This window comes from Micromonospora sp. NPDC093243, assembly GCF_044753725.1.
In the GTDB taxonomy this organism is placed as follows: domain Bacteria; phylum Actinomycetota; class Actinomycetes; order Mycobacteriales; family Micromonosporaceae; genus Micromonospora.
Map to the genome: position 1 here is coordinate 290,862 of NZ_JBIVNT010000009.1, position 14,289 is coordinate 305,150.

11 protein-coding genes are annotated in these 14,289 nt (G+C 74.9%); 7 read left to right on the plus strand and 4 right to left on the minus strand.

The annotated features are described in order from the left end of the window. Window positions 1-12 precede the first annotated feature (12 nt). Window positions 13-906, plus strand: coding sequence for a virginiamycin B lyase (locus ACIP9D_RS28360; RefSeq protein ID WP_350874200.1), 894 nt, complete (start codon window positions 13-15; stop codon window positions 904-906). Between the two features lie 81 nt (window positions 907-987). Here ACIP9D_RS28360 and ACIP9D_RS28365 read toward each other — a convergent pair whose 3' ends face one another. Further along, on the minus strand, window positions 988-1,863 hold the full coding sequence (locus ACIP9D_RS28365) for an LD-carboxypeptidase (RefSeq protein WP_350874230.1): 876 nt from the start codon (window positions 1,861-1,863) through the stop codon (window positions 988-990). A 235-nt stretch (window positions 1,864-2,098) separates the two neighbouring features. On the opposite strand from ACIP9D_RS28365, the gene ACIP9D_RS28370 reads away from it, so the two are divergent. The 5 genes from ACIP9D_RS28370 to mptB (ACIP9D_RS28390) all read left to right on the plus strand — a co-directional run bounded on the left by ACIP9D_RS28370 (window position 2,099) and on the right by mptB (ACIP9D_RS28390) (window position 10,478). Next, window positions 2,099-2,866, plus strand: coding sequence for a type 1 glutamine amidotransferase (locus tag ACIP9D_RS28370; protein WP_350874201.1), 768 nt, complete (start codon window positions 2,099-2,101; stop codon window positions 2,864-2,866). Next, entirely contained in the window at window positions 2,866-5,883 is a 3,018-nt protein-coding gene (locus tag ACIP9D_RS28375; protein WP_350874202.1) for a bifunctional [glutamine synthetase] adenylyltransferase/[glutamine synthetase]-adenylyl-L-tyrosine phosphorylase, read from the plus strand. Before ACIP9D_RS28370 ends, ACIP9D_RS28375 begins: the two co-directional genes overlap by 1 nt. 37 nt (window positions 5,884-5,920) lie before the next feature. Continuing rightward, the gene (locus tag ACIP9D_RS28380) at window positions 5,921-7,453 is read left to right on the plus strand and encodes a hypothetical protein (protein ID WP_350874203.1); all 1,533 of its coding nucleotides are present in this window, start codon (window positions 5,921-5,923) and stop codon (window positions 7,451-7,453) included. Between the two features lie 68 nt (window positions 7,454-7,521). Then, window positions 7,522-8,934 carry a polyprenol phosphomannose-dependent alpha 1,6 mannosyltransferase MptB gene (mptB, locus tag ACIP9D_RS28385; RefSeq protein ID WP_350874204.1) on the plus strand — a complete coding sequence of 471 codons (1,413 nt, stop codon included), beginning with the start codon at window positions 7,522-7,524 and terminating at the stop codon, window positions 8,932-8,934. 14 nt (window positions 8,935-8,948) lie between these two features. Continuing rightward, window positions 8,949-10,478 carry a polyprenol phosphomannose-dependent alpha 1,6 mannosyltransferase MptB gene (mptB, locus tag ACIP9D_RS28390; RefSeq protein ID WP_400451242.1) on the plus strand — a complete coding sequence of 510 codons (1,530 nt, stop codon included), beginning with the start codon at window positions 8,949-8,951 and terminating at the stop codon, window positions 10,476-10,478. 108 nt (window positions 10,479-10,586) lie between these two features. Here the strand turns inward: mptB (ACIP9D_RS28390) and ACIP9D_RS28395 are convergent, their stop codons facing one another. The 3 genes from ACIP9D_RS28395 to glnA all read right to left on the minus strand — a co-directional run bounded on the left by ACIP9D_RS28395 (window position 10,587) and on the right by glnA (window position 13,483). Beyond that, the gene (locus ACIP9D_RS28395) at window positions 10,587-11,576 is read right to left on the minus strand and encodes a hypothetical protein (RefSeq protein ID WP_350874205.1); all 990 of its coding nucleotides are present in this window, start codon (window positions 11,574-11,576) and stop codon (window positions 10,587-10,589) included. Next, a complete protein-coding gene (locus ACIP9D_RS28400; protein ID WP_350874206.1) occupies window positions 11,573-11,938 on the minus strand; it encodes a PadR family transcriptional regulator in 366 nt (121 codons plus the stop codon). Before ACIP9D_RS28400 ends, ACIP9D_RS28395 begins: the two co-directional genes overlap by 4 nt. Before the next feature lie 120 nt (window positions 11,939-12,058). Beyond that, window positions 12,059-13,483 (minus strand): type I glutamate--ammonia ligase, encoded by a 1,425-nt coding sequence (gene glnA, locus ACIP9D_RS28405; protein ID WP_350874207.1) that lies wholly within the window; start codon window positions 13,481-13,483, stop codon window positions 12,059-12,061. 264 nt (window positions 13,484-13,747) lie between these two features. Between glnA and ACIP9D_RS28410 the strand changes: the two genes are divergently transcribed. Further along, the gene (locus ACIP9D_RS28410) at window positions 13,748-14,155 is read left to right on the plus strand and encodes an RDD family protein (protein WP_400451245.1); all 408 of its coding nucleotides are present in this window, start codon (window positions 13,748-13,750) and stop codon (window positions 14,153-14,155) included. Window positions 14,156-14,289: the final 134 nt, after the last annotated feature.

Consider the following 14,289-nt stretch of genomic DNA (forward strand, 5'->3'; position numbering starts at 1 on the left):
GAGGCAGGTCTCGTGACCGACCCCACGATCCGGGAGATCCCGCTGACCGACCCGGGCTCCGGCCCGTACGCCGTCACCACCGGCCCGGACGGCGCGCTGTGGCTGACGCTGGTCCATGCCGGCGGCATCGCCCGGCTCGGTCCGGAGGGCGCCGTCCGGACCTGGTCGTTGGGGGCGCCGGAGAGCCGGCCCCTGATCATCACCCCCGGCCCGGACAGCGCGCTCTGGTTCACCCGCTCCGGCGACGACCGGATCGGCCGGATCACCACCGACGGCGAACTGAGCGCGATGGCCCTGCCGGGCGGCACCGCGCCGTGCGGCATCACCACCGGACCGGACGGCGCGCTCTGGTACGCCGCGATGGGCGCCGACGCCGTCGGCCGGGTCGACACCGACGGGACGGTGGCCACGTTCGCGCTGCCGGTGACCGGGGCGTACGCCTCGATGATCGCCGTCGGGCCGGACGCGGCGCTCTGGTGCACGCTCAACCAGGCGAACGCGATCGCCCGGGTCGGCCTGGACGGGTCGGTCACCGTGCACCCGCTGCCCACCGAGGGCGCCGCCCCGGTCGGCATCACCGCGGGCGTCGACGGCGCCCTGTGGTTCGTGGAGATCGCCGCCGGCCAGCTGGGCCGGATCACCCCGGACGGCCGGGTGGAGGAGTTTCCGTTGCCGGACCGGGCTGCCCGCCCGCACGCGATCGTGGCCGACCCGGCCGGCGGGGCGTGGTACACCGAGTGGGGCGCCAACCGGATCGGTCACGTCGACGCCGCCGGCCGGATCGAGACCTACGACCTCCCGACACCGAACTCGGAACCGCACGGCCTCACCCTCGCCGCCGACAACTCCCTCTGGGTCGCCCTGGAAACCGGCCACCTCGCCCACCTCGCCCAGCTCACCCCGTGACCTCGGTGATCAAGAGGTTCGCGTCAGAATCGGTGTCGTCGTTGACGCAAAGCTCTTGATCAACTCGCCCCCGCGCGGGGGTCAGCGGACGGCTGGGGTGGTGGTCAGGGTCCCGGTCTCGGTGTCGAGGGTGGCTTCGGTGCCGACGGGGACGGTGAGCTGGCCGACGCCGTGGCCGATCGGCAGGCCGCCGAGGACCGGGACGCCCAGGTCGCCGAGCCGCTCGCCGAGCACGTCGGCGATGCCGACCTCCCAGCCGTCCGCGCAGTTGGTGAACTGCCCGACGGCCACCCCGGCCAGGCCGTCCAGCGCGCCGGCCCGGCGCAGCTGGGTGAGCATCCGGTCCACCTTGTACGGCGGCTCCTGCACGTCTTCGATCAACAGCACCGCCCCGCTCAGGTCCGGCATGTCCGGAGTGCCGAGCGAGGCGGCGAGCAGGCAGAGGTTGCCGCCGAGCAGCGGGCCGGTGGCGCGGCCCGGTACGCGGACCGCGAAGGTCTCCTCCTCGGCGACCGCGGCCACGGTCACCGGTTCGGTGGTCATCAACGCGGCGTGCAGCGACTCGGCCGAGCGCAGCGGCGTGCGCTCGTCCAGCCAGGCCGCGCCGGGCCCGTGCACCCCGGCCAGCCGGGCCCCGCGCCAGAGCGCGAACTGCAGCGCGGTGATGTCGGAGAATCCGGCCACCACCTTCGGGTCGCGCCGGACGGCGGCCATGTCGACGGCGTCCACCACCCGCTGCGCCCCGTAGCCGCCCCGGGTGCAGATCACCCCGCGTACCTCCGGGTCGGCGAACGCGGCGTTCAGGTCCGCCGCCCGCAGCTCGTCGGTGCCGGCCAGGTAGCCGTGCCGGGCGTACACGTGCGGAGCCAGCACCGGGCGCAGCCCCCACCCGGTGAGCAGCTCGACGCCGCGGGCCACCCGCTCCGGCCGGGTCGGCCCGGACGGCGAGACCAGCATCACCGTGTCGCCGGGGCGCAGCACCGGCGGTCGGACGACGGCGGGCTGCTCGGATGCGCGGTGGTGGGGCACAGCGGCTGAGCCTAGTCGGGGCCGGCCGGTCGCCCGCGGCGTACCGCTGGGAGCGAGGCAGCAGACCGCGGGGGCCCGAGGTGGCGGCCGGTCGGCGAACCGGTCGCGGCTGGCCGGTGGAGCCGTTCGGTGCCCGGGCGACCCACCGGCTAGCCTCGACGGCGTGGCAACCGCGCTGGTGATCGAGAACGACCCGACCGACGACCTGCGCCGGCTGGGCGAGTGGCTGACCGAGGCCGGCCTTGAGCTGTGGGTGGTGCGTCCGCACGCCGGGGACGAGCTCCCCGCCGACCTGGAGGGCTACGCCGCGCTCGTGGTGCTCGGCGGCGAGCAGCAGGCGTACCCGCGGGCGGACGGCTCACCCGACGCCCCCTGGTTCCCGGCCGTCGAGGGGCTGCTGCGCAAGGCGGTCCGGCACCGGGTGCCCACCCTCGCCGTCTGCCTCGGCGCGCAGCTGCTCGCCACCGCGCACGCCGGTCAGGTCGAGCGCAGCCCGTCCGGGCCGGAGGTCGGGCCCGCGGTGGTGGGCCGGCGCGACGCCGCCGAGACCGACCCGCTGTTCCGCTACGTGCCGCTGATCCCGGACGTGCTCCAGTGGCACTCCGACGAGATCACCGAGCTGCCGCACGGCGCCACCCTGCTGGCCGCCTCCACCCGCTACCCGCACCAGGCGTTCCGCCTCGGCGATCGGGCCTGGGGGCTGCAGTTCCACATCGAGTGCGACACCGAGATGATCGCCGACTGGGCCACCGACTCCACCCTCCTGGCCGAGCTGGGCTACGACCCCGAGGCGGTGGTGGCGGCCTGCGCGGCGGTGATGGTCGACGTCGAGGAGGTGTGGCAGCCGTTCGCCGCCCGGTTCGCCGCGCTGGCCCTGGGCGAGCTGGACGACGGCGCGGTGCGCCGCAGCCTGCCGCTGCTCGGGCAGTGATGAGCCGGCCGACCAGCGCACTCGGGCGGCTCGCCCGGTACGGCTTCGGCATCAGCCAGGGCGACGGCGGCGCCCGCGCCGCCGACCTGCTCGGCCCGGACGGGTTGGACCTGTGGCGGCTCGACGCGCAGGAGCCGGTGGACGAGCGGGCGGCGGAGCTGCTCGCCGCGCTCTCCCGGGCGGCGGACCCGGATCTGGCGCTGCGCCAGCTGCACCGCATCGTCGAGGCCGAACGCCGCGCCCGCGCCGAGGCCGGTTCGGAGCTGCTGGACGCGCTGCACGCCGATCCGGGGCTGCGCCGACGCCTGGTCGCCGTGCTCGGCGCCTCGTCGGCGCTCGGCGACCACCTGGTGGCCAACCCGGACCAGTGGACCGTCCTGCGGACCGGGCCGGACGGGTGCGCCCCGCTCGCCGACGGGCGGTTGGAGCCGGCCGGCGACGGCAACCCGGTCGCCGTGCTGCGCCAGGCGTACCGGTTGGCGTTGCTGCGCATCGCGGCGGCCGACCTGACCGGCGGACGGGCGCTGGAGCAGACCATGGCCGCGCTCTCCGCGCTGGCCGACGCCACCCTCGCCGCCGCGTACGAGCTCGCCGTGGGGGAGCTGCCGGAGGGTACGCCCCGGCCCCGGCTGGCCGTCGTGGCGATGGGCAAGTGCGGCGGCGACGAGCTGAACTACGTCTCCGACGTCGACGTGATCTTCGTGGCCGCCGAGGACGACGATCTGACCTCCGCCACCACGGTCGCCACCCGGTTGATCCACATCTGTGGGCTGGTCGCCTGGCCGGTGGACGCCGCGCTGCGCCCGGAGGGCAGCCGGGGGCCGCTGGTGCGTACCCTCGCCAGCCACCTCGCCTACTACCGCCGCTGGGCCCGGACCTGGGAGTTCCAGGCACTGCTCAAGGCCCGTCCGGCGGCCGGCGACCTGGCGCTGGCCCAGGAGTGGATCGACCAGCTCGCTCCGCTGGTCTGGCGGGCCGCCGAGCGCCCGGAGGCCGTCGAGGACGTCCGGGCGATGCGCCGCAGGATCATCGACAACATCCCGCCGAAGGAGCTGGACCGCGAGATCAAGCGCGGCCCGGGCGGGCTGCGCGACATCGAGTTCGCCGTCCAGCTGCTGCAACTGGTGCACGGGCGCGTCGACGAGTCGCTGCGCGTGCCGGGCACCATCCCGGCGCTGGGCGCGCTGGTCGCCGGCGGTTACGTGGGGCGGGCCGACGGTGAGGCGCTGCTGCGCGGCTACCGGTTCCTGCGTACCGTCGAGCACCGCCTGCAGTTGCAGGGACTGCGGCGTACGCACACCGTGCCGGCCGAGCCGGCCGGGCTGCGCTGGCTGGCCGCCGCGCTCGGCTACGCGGCCACGCCGGGGCGCAGCGCCGTCGAGGAGTTCCGCGCCGAGTGGGTCACCCACGCCAGCGAGGTACGCCGGCTGCACGCGAAGCTGCTCTACCGGCCGCTGCTGGAGTCGGTGGCCCGGGTGCCGGCGGACGGGCTGCGGCTCACTCCGGAGGCGGCCCGGCACCGGCTGGAGATCCTCGGCTTCGGCGACCCGGCCGGGGCGCTGCGTCATCTCGAGGCGCTCACCGGCGGGGTGAGCCGCACCGCCGCGATCCAGCGCACCCTGCTGCCGGTGCTGCTCAGCGAGTTCGCCGACGCCCCGGAGCCGGATCGCGGCCTGCTCAGCTACCGGCAGGTCTCCGACAAGCTCGGCAGCACCCCCTGGTATCTGCGGCTGCTGCGGGACGAGGGCCCGGTGGCCCGCCGGCTGGCCCGGGTGCTCTCCTCCTCCCGGTACGCCGCCGACCTGCTGGCCCGCGAGCCGGAGGCGTTGCGCCTGCTGGCCGAGGAGAGCGAGCTGACGCCCCGCCCCCGGGAGGTGCTCCACGAGGGCTTCACGGCCGCGGCGACGCGGCACACCGACCCGGTCGAGGCGACCCGGGCCATCCGGGCCCTGCGCCGCCGGGAACTGGTCCGGATCGCCTGCGCCGACCTGCTCTGCCGGGCCGGCTCGCTGGCGCCGACCCCGACCCGCCCCGACGGCGCCGGCCGACGGGCCCCCGGCCTGGCCGACGTCACCGCGGTGGGTACCGCGCTGGCCGACGTCACCGACGCCACCCTGGCCGCCGCGCTGCGGACCGCCCGGGGCACGCAGCCGGCGGTGCCCGGGCTGCGGTTCGCGGTGATCGGGATGGGTCGGCTCGGCGGGTACGAGTCGAACTACCTCTCCGACGCCGACGTGCTCTTCGTCTACGACGCACCGGCGGGGACGGACGAGCGCGCGGCCAGCGCCGCCGCGCACGGCGTGGCCGAGGAGCTGCGCCGGCTGCTCGGTGTGCCGGCGCCCGACCCGCCGCTCGGCGTCGACGCCGACCTGCGCCCGGAGGGCCGGCAGGGACCGCTGGCGCGCAGCCTCGCCGCGTACGCCCAGTACTACGCGCGCTGGTCGCGGGTCTGGGAGGCGCAGGCGCTGCTGCGGGCCCGCTTCGTCTGCGGCGACGCCGACCTGGGCGCCGAGTTCGAGGCGATGGTCGACCCGGTCCGCTACCCGGTGGACGGGTTGACCCGCGAGCAGATCGTGGAGATCCGCCGGATCAAGGCGCGGGTGGAGAACGAGCGGCTGCCCCGCGGCGCCGACCCGGCCACCCACACCAAGCTGGGCCGGGGCGGGCTCGCCGACGTCGAGTGGGCGGTGCAGCTGCTCCAGCTCCGGCACGCCGGCGCGGTGCCGGCGCTGCGCGGCACGCGTACCCTCGACGCGCTCGCGGCGGCCCGGGACGCCGGCCTGCTCGACGCGGCGGACGCGGAAGCGATGGCGGCCGGCTGGTCGCTGGCCGCGCAGGTCCGCAACGCGCTGATGCTGGTCCGCGGCCGGGCCGGTGACCAGCTGCCCCGGCACGGGGTGGAGCTGGCCGGCGTGGTACGACTGCTCGGTGCCGACGACCCGGGCGAGTTCCTCGACGAGTACCTGCGGACCGCTCGCCGATCCCGGGCGGCGATGGAACGGGTCTTCGACGCCTGACACCCGCCGCACCCTGCTCGGCACCCTCGTCGCGTCGGTGCTGCTGGCCGGTGCGTTCCTGCTCGCGCCGCCGATGGGCACCGACCTGTCGGCGCAGGTGGCCCGCGCCCGATTCGTCGAGGAGAACGGTCTCGCCCCGGTCGACTTCTCCTGGTACGGCGGGGTCACCCAGTTCGGCTACAGCCTCTACACCCAGCTGCTCGGCGCGGCGCTCGGCGTACGGCCGGTCGGTGCGATCGCGGCGGTCGTCGGCGCGGTGGCGCTGGCCTGGCTGCTGCTGCGCGGCGGCGCCCGTCGGCCGCTGCTCGGCGGGTTGCTGGGTGCCGTGGTGCTGGTGGGGAACCTGGTCAGCGGGCGGATCACGTTCGCCGTCGGCCTGACCCTGGGGCTGCTCGCGCTCTGCGCCGTCAGCGCCGTCCGCGCTCCCCGGTGGGCTCGCCTGGTGCTGGCCGCCGCGCTGGCGGTGCTCGCCACCTGGGGCAGCCCGGTGGCCGGCCTCTTCACCGGCCTGGCCGGGGGAGCGATGCTGCTCACCGAGGCCTGGCGACAGGGGTGGCGGTCGCGTCCCCGGCCGAGGGCGGAGAGCCTGGTGCTCTGCCTGGCCCCGGTGCTGGCGATCGCGCCGATGGCGCTGCTCTTCGGCAACGGAGGTCGACAGCCGTTCACCGCCGAGTCCATGCGGATCAACGTCGCGCTCGCGGTGGTGGTGCTCGCGCTGGTGCCGGTCCGGGTGCTGCGGGTCGGCGCGGGGCTCACCGCGCTGCTCCTCGTGGCCGCCTACTACCTGCCCAGTCCGATCGGCTCGAACGCGCTGCGCCTGCCGATGCTCTTCGCGCTGCCGATCGTCGCGGCGTTCGTCACGCTCGGCACCCGGTGGCTGGCCGCCCTGCTCGCCGTACTGGTGTGGTGGCAGTCGCCGGTGATGACCAGCGACCTGGCCCGGGCGGGGTCCGCGCCGGTGCACGCGGCGTTCTACCAGCCGCTGCTCGACGAGCTGGGCCGGCGGGCGCCGGTCGGGCGGGTCGAGGTGGTGCCGCTGCGTGACCACTGGGAGAGCGCGTACGTGGCGGCGGCGGTGCCGCTGGCCCGTGGCTGGGAGCGGCAGGTCGACGTGGATCGCAACCCGCTCTTCTACGGCTCGGGGCCGAGCGCCGAGGACTACCGGGAGTGGCTGCGCCGCAACGCGGTCAGCTTCGTGGCGGTGGCGCCGGAGAGCCCGCCGGACCGGTACGCGCAGGGCGAGGCGGCGCTCGTGCTGGCCGGGCAGCCCTACCTGCGGGAGGTCGCCCAGCCTCGAGGCTGGCGGCTCTACCAGGTGCTCGACCCGGCGCCGCTGGTCTCCCCGCCGGCCCGCCTGGTCGAGTCCACCGGCGCGGGTGTCCGGTTCACCGTCGACGCGCCGGGCGACGTGCTGGTCCGGGTGCGCTGGTCCCGCTGGCTGTCCCTGCGGGGCGCGCCGGGCTGCCTCGCTGCGGGGCCGGACGGCTGGGCCAGCGTGCGGGCCACCGCCGCCGGCAGCTACACCGTCACCAGCGGCCTGTTCCCGACCGGGCACTGCCGGTCGAACTGAAGCCGCGCCGGCTCGTCGCCGGTGCCCACCTCCGGAACCCGACCGCCGTACTGGCAGCATGTCCTTCCGTGCCTCACCACCTCGCGCGCTGGACCGGCCTGGCGGGAGCGGCGCTGCTCGCCGTGGCCGCCGTCCTCGGCGGAGCGCTGCCCGACGGCAACCTGCGCCCCACCCCGGTCAGCATCTGGCAGGGCCCGAACGGCCCGCTGATCCTCGCCTGCTGGCTGGTCGGCACCGGCCTGCTGGCGTACGCCTGGTGGTCGCTGCGGGAGGCCGAACTCTCCGCCCGGTGGGTCGTGGTCACCGTCGCGCTCTGGCTGCTGCCGCTGCTGTTCGCACCGCCGCTGGGCAGCCGGGACGTCTACGCGTACGCCTGCCAGGGGGCCAGCTACGCGGGCGGGATCAACCCGTACGAGCAGGGCGTCTCGGCGCTGCCGTGCCCCTGGCTGGACAGCATGTCGTTCATCTGGCGGGACACCCCGGCCCCGTACGGGCCGCTCTTCGTGGTGCTCTCCGGCGCGGTGGTGTCGGCGACCGGCTCGCTGATCGGCAGCATCGCGCTCTTCCGGCTGATCGCGGTGGTCGGGGTGGCGCTGACCGCGGCGTGCCTGCCGGTGCTCGCCCGGCGCTGCGGCGTGCCGGCCGGCCGGGCGCTCTGGCTGGCGCTGGCCTCCCCGCTGGTGGCGGTGCACCTGGTCTCCGGTGCGCACAACGACGCGCTGATGGTCGGGCTGCTGGTGGCCGGCCTGGCCGTGGTGGCGGCCCGGCCGGGCCGCCCCGGCCCGTTGCTCGCCGGAGGTGTGCTGCTCGGCCTGGCCGCCGCGATCAAGGTGACCGCGCTGGTCGTGGTGCCGTTCGCCGCGCTGGCCGCGATCGTCGGCGGCTACTCGATCCGGGCGCTGCTGCGCTACGGCGGTTGGGTGGTCGGCGGCGCAGTCGGCGTGATCGTGGCGGTGACCTTCGCCGCCGGGCTCGACTTCGGCTGGATCAGCGGGCTGGAACAGGGCGGCCTGGTGGTCGCCTGGACCTCACCGTCGACCGCCCTCGGGCAGACCGTCGGCTACCTGGCGCTGCCGTTCGGCTGGCACGGCGATCCGCTGCCGGTGACCCGGGGCATCGGCATGGCGGTACTCGCCGTGCTGCTGGTCTGGCTCTGGTGGCGGGCCCGCACCCGGGATCCGCTGCGGCACGCCGGCCTGGCCCTGGCCGCCACGGTCGTGCTGGCCCCGCTCTTCCACCCCTGGTACTGGACCTGGCCGCTGACGGTGCTCGCGGCGACCACGCTGCGCACCCGGTGGGTCGCGCTGGTCGCGGTGGTCTCGTCGTTCCTGGTCCTCGCGGACGGTACCGGCCTGCCCCGATACACCAAGACGGTCGGTGCGCCGCTGATGACGCTGTTGGTGATCGTGCTGGTGGTCCGCTTGGTACGGTCGCCTCGGGCGGCCCGCCGGCCGGTCGCCGCCGACGCGGGCACGGACTGAGGAGGTCGTCGCCGGTGACCGGACCCGGCGCACGGCCCGCCCCGGCCGCCCGACCCGACCCGCCAGTGGCGGCCGACGGCGCCCGGGCCCGGCTGGCGCGCTACGCCGGTCTGGCCGGCGCGGTGCTGCTCGCGGTCGCCGGCTACCTGGGCGGCGCGCTGCCCGCCGCCCCGCTGGGAACCACCCCGGTCAGCATCTGGCAGGGGCGGCACGGGCCGCTGATCCTCGGGGCGTGGCTGCTCGGCACCGGGCTGCTGGTCGGGGCCTGGTGGTCGCTGCGCCGGGACGCGCCGTCGACCGGTTGGGTGTACCGCACCGCGGGGCTCTGGGCGCTGCCGCTGCTGATCACCGCGCCGCTGGGCAGCCGGGACGTCTACTCGTACGCCTGCCAGGGCTGGGCGTACGCGCACGGCATCGACCCGTACGCGAACGGGGTGGCCGAGGCGGGCTGTCCGTGGCTGGACACGGTGCCCTCGATCTGGCAGGACACCCCGGCCCCGTACGGTCCGCTCTTCGTGCTGCTCGCCGCGCTGGCGGTGCTTCTCGGCGGCGGCCTGACCGGCACCGTCGTGCTGCTGCGGCTGGTCGCCGTGGGCGGGGTGCTGCTGGCCGCGCTCTGCCTGCCGGGGCTGGCCCGGGCCGCCGGCGTACCGACCCGGCGGGCGGCCTGGCTGCTGCTGGCCTGCCCGCTGGTCGGCGTGCACCTGGTGGCCGGCGCGCACAACGACGCGGTGATGATCGGGCTGCTCCTGCTCGGCCTGCTGGTGCTTGTCCGCTTTCCGGGCCGGCCCCGGGGGCTGGTGGTCGCCGGGGTGCTGCTCGGGCTGGCCGTCGCGGTGAAGGCGAGCGCGGTGGTGGTGCTACCGTTCGCCGCGCTGGCGGCGGTGCTCGGCCGCTACACCGTACGGGCGCTGCTGCGCGACGGCGGGTGGCTCGCCGGCGGGGTGCTCGCCGCGCTGCTGGCCACCTCGCTCGTCTCCGGCCTCGGCCTGGGGTGGGTCGGCGGGCTGACCCACAGCGGGGACTCCGAGCAGTGGACCTCCCCGCCGACCGCGGCCGGTTTCGTCGTCGACTACGCCGGGGCGCTGCTCGGCCGGAAACCCGACGCGGTCCCGGTGGCCCGGTTGGTGGCGTTGCTGCTGCTCGTGGCGGTGCTGGCGGTGCTGTGGTGGCGGGCCTGGGCGACGCTGCGCCGGCTCAACGACGCCCGGCAGCGGGTGGCCCGGCTGGCGGCGGCCCGCCCACGGGTGACCCTGCTCGGCAGCGGGCTGGCCCTGGCCGCCACGGTCGTGCTGGCCCCGGTCTTCCATCCCTGGTACGCCACCTGGCCGCTGGCGCTGCTCGCGGTCGCGGCGACCCGGACCACCTGGTTCGTGCTGCCCTGCGCGATCGCGTCGTGCCTCACCCTGCCGGACGGCACCAACCTGGCCCGCTTCACCAAGGCCCCCGGCGCGATCGCGATGACCGCCCTGCTCGTCACCCTCCTGACCCTGACGGTCACCCGCCGTCTACGCGCACCCCACACCCCCACTCCCGCCCCCTAGCCCCGTCCCGCTGATCATGAGGTTCTCGGCGGAATCGGAGATCGACAACGCCGTGAACCCCATGATCGACGCGCGGCCGACCGAGGGGGTGGGGGTTCGGAGGTGGGGTCAGCGGGGGGCGCCGCAGGTGGGGCAGGGGGTGGGGCGGTGGGGGCGGGTTGGGCGGGGGCGGAGGGCGAGCGCCAACGCCAGCAGCGCGGGGCCGACCACCCCGATCAGCACGGCCGTCACGGCCATCTCGGACCAGACCGCGACGGTCATGCCAACCCCGTCCAGCGCTCCGGCCAGCGGCTGCAGCGCGAGCAGGCCGATGGGGGTGAGCAGGATCAGCGCCGCCCAGACGCCGCGGTGGTCGGCGCGCAGGGCGAGCCCGGCCGCGAGCAGCAGCGCCACCGCGAGCAGCGCGACGGCGGCAGCCGGCAGCACCGGCACCGCCGTCCAGACGTAGTAGCTCGCGGCGAAGGTTGCCGGGGGCAGCAGGTGCAGGTTGGTCCCCGCGAGGGCGACGGCGCCGACGGCGATCAGTGGCGCCGCCCGCAGCGGCGCCGGCAGCGCGTCCGGTAGGCCGAGCGCGACCAGGCCCAACGCGACCTGCGGCAGCAGGACGAACAGTGGCGGGCGTGGCAGGCCGACGAGCGGGGCGGCGGGGACGAGGGCGAGGGTGAGAAGCAGGGCGAGGGCGGCGGCACGGCGGGCCCAGCCGCCGGGGGTCAGGGCGTGCGCCACCGCGGCGAGCAGCCAGGCGATCCACGCCACGGTGCCGAGCGAGACGAACGGCCCGGCGGTGGGCTCCCCGAAACCGGCCGGCGCGGGTCGCAGTTCCAACAGCGACCAGAGCGCGGCGAGCGAGGTGGCGGTGAAGAACGCGAGCACCGCCGCGAGGCGTACCCCGGGGGCGAGGTCGGTGGCGCCGGCGGCGCGCAGGCGCTGGCGGAGGCCGCCGCGCACGAGGTCGGCGGCGTCGGCGGGCGAGGGCCAACGCCGGCCCGGTGCGGCCAGGTCGAGGTACGTCCCGACGATCTCCGCGCCCCGGGCGCGGCGGTAGTCGGCCGGGTAGGCGCGTAGCAGGTGGAGGTAGCGTCGCTCCAGGTCGCTCATGCCAGCCCTCCGGCGGTGCGCGGCGCGGCGGGGCGGGCGGGGCGGGAGCGTTCGCGCAGCCGGGCGGTGGCCGCCTCGACGTTGCGGCGCAGCCGTTCGGTCTCGGCGGTGAGCGTGGCGTCACCGGTGGGGGAGAGGCGGTAGTAGCGGCGCAGCCGGCCGTCGACCACCTCCTCCCGGTCGACGTCCACCAGGCCGGCGTCGACCAGCCGGTCGAGCGCGCCGTAGAGGGTGCCGGGGCGCAGTGTGACGCGCCCGTCGGAGAGGGTGACGACCTCCTGGATCAGGCCGTAGCCGTGCATCGGCGCGGCGGCGAGCGCGGTGAGGATCAGGAAGGTCGGTTCGCGCAGCGGGGTGTCCACGCTGAGCAATATATCGGACGCGAAGGTATATCGGGGGCCGTTATAACGCCACGGGCGGAAAAGTGGCCGGGCCGGCTCCGCGTGGTGCGGAGCCGGCCCGGGCCGGGATGGAGTGGATGCTCAGCAGTCGTAGTACATGGCGAACTCGTGTGGGGTCGGGCGCAGGCGCACCGGGTCGACCTCGTTGGTCCGCTTGTAGTCGACCCAGGTGGAGATCAGGTCCGGCGTGAAGACGCCGCCGTCGAGCAGGTAGTCGTGGTCGTCCTCGAGCGCGTCGAGCACAGCCGACAGTGAGCCCGGCACCTGCTTGACGTCGCCCCACTCCTCCGGCGGGAGGTCGTAGAGGTCCTTGTCGATCGGCGCCGGCGGCTCGATCTTGCTCTTGATGCCGTCCAGACCGGCCATCATCATCGCCGAGAAGGCGAGGTAGACGTTGGCCGACGGGTCCGGCACCCGGAACTCGACGCGCTTGGCCTTCGGGTTGCTGCCGGTCACCGGGATGCGGGTGCAGGCGGAGCGGTTGCGCTGGGAGTAGACCAGGTTGACCGGCGCCTCGAAGCCCGGCACCAGCCGGCGGTACGAGTTGATCGTCGGGTTCGTGAAGGCCAGCAGCGACGGGGCGTGGTGCAGCAGACCGCCGATGTACCAGCGGGCGGTGTCCGACAGGCCGGCGTAGCCGGTCTCGTCGTAGAAGAGCGGCTCGCCGTTCAGCCAGAGGCTCTGGTGGGTGTGCATGCCGGAGCCGTTGTCGCCGAAGAGCGGCTTCGGCATGAAGGTCGCGGTCTTGCCGTTGGCCCAGGCCTCGTTCTTCACGATGTACTTGAAGAGCTGGAGCTGGTCACCGGCGTGCAGCAGGGTGGAGAACTTGTAGTTGATCTCGGCCTGGCCGGCGGTGCCCACCTCGTGGTGCGAGCGCTCCACGCTGAAACCGCTGTCGACCAGCCGGCGCACGATGCTGTCGCGCAGGTCGGCGTAGTGGTCGACCGGCGGCACCGGGAAGTAGCCGCCCTTGTACGCGGTCTTGTAGCCGCGGTTGCCGCCCTCCTCCTCACGGCCGGTGTTCCACGCGCCCTCGATCGAGTCGATGTAGTAGAACGCCTGGTTCGCGGAGGTCTCGTGGCGGATCGAGTCGAAGATGTAGAACTCGGCCTCGGCCCCGAAGTAGGCGGTGTCCGCGATGCCGCTGGCGGCGAGGTAGGCCTCGGCCTTCTTGGCGACGTTGCGCGGGTCGCGGGTGTAGGCCTCGCGGGTGAACGGGTCGTGGATGAAGAAGTTGAGCGCGAGCGTCTTCTGCGCCCGGAACGGGTCGATGAACGCGGTGGCGACATCCGGGAGCAGGAGCATGTCCGACTCGTGGATCGCCTGGAACCCGCGGATCGACGAGCCGTCGAAGGCGAGGCCCTCGGTGAGGAGATCGTCGTCGACGGACTCCACCGGCATGTTGAAGTGCTGCATCACGCCGGGCAGGTCACAGAAACGTACGTCGACGAACTTCACGTCCTCGTTCTTGAGGTATCGCAGCAGTTCCTCGGGATTGGCGAACACACGTCCTCCTGGCACGTCCACTGGGTGGCTGGGCTGTTGGCGACGCTATGACCAGGCGGTTGCCCGGCCGTGTCTCCTATGTTTCTGCCGTGTTACGTCCCTCGCGGAGCGTCATTGGTACTGCTCCCGGGCCGCAGGCCGGCCTGGCGGTGGCGTCGGCCTGTGCCATTCTAATGACGAATATTGCTATTCGTCTGAATTGGCGCGCCAGGTCGACACGGCCGGCACGCCCGTCCTCGGACCCCCTGGATACCCTTGACCGCTGTGACCAACCCGCGTGATCAGCACCCGGTTCCGCCCGCCACCGACCCCGCCTTCACCCCGCCCAGCCTGGGCCGGCGGTTCGGGGCTCTGGTGATCGACTGGGTGCTCTGCCTCCTGGTGGCCAACTTCTTCGCCGACCCGGTCCGCGACGGTTGGGCCCCGGTGCTGGTGCTGGTCCTCGAGTACGCCGTCTTCCTCGGCCTGTTCGCTCAGACGCCGGGCATGTACATCACCCGGATCCGCTGCGTCGCCTGGCTCGACGGCGGCCGGATCGGGCTGGCCCGGGGGCTGCTGCGCGGCGTGCTGCTCGCCCTGGTCGTGCCCGCCCTGATCATGGATGAGCACCGCCGGGGCCTGCACGACCGGCTCACCGGCTCGGTCGTCACCGCCGCTCCCGCCCGCGCCTGACCGCGCCTCGCTCCACCGCGACGGGCCGCCGCCCGCCGCGCCGGACGCTCCTATGCCGCGTCAAGTGGTTGTGGTGGGGTTTCGAGGCGTCGGTAGAGCTCTCGGGCGATGTAGCGCTTGAGGCAGCGTTTGAT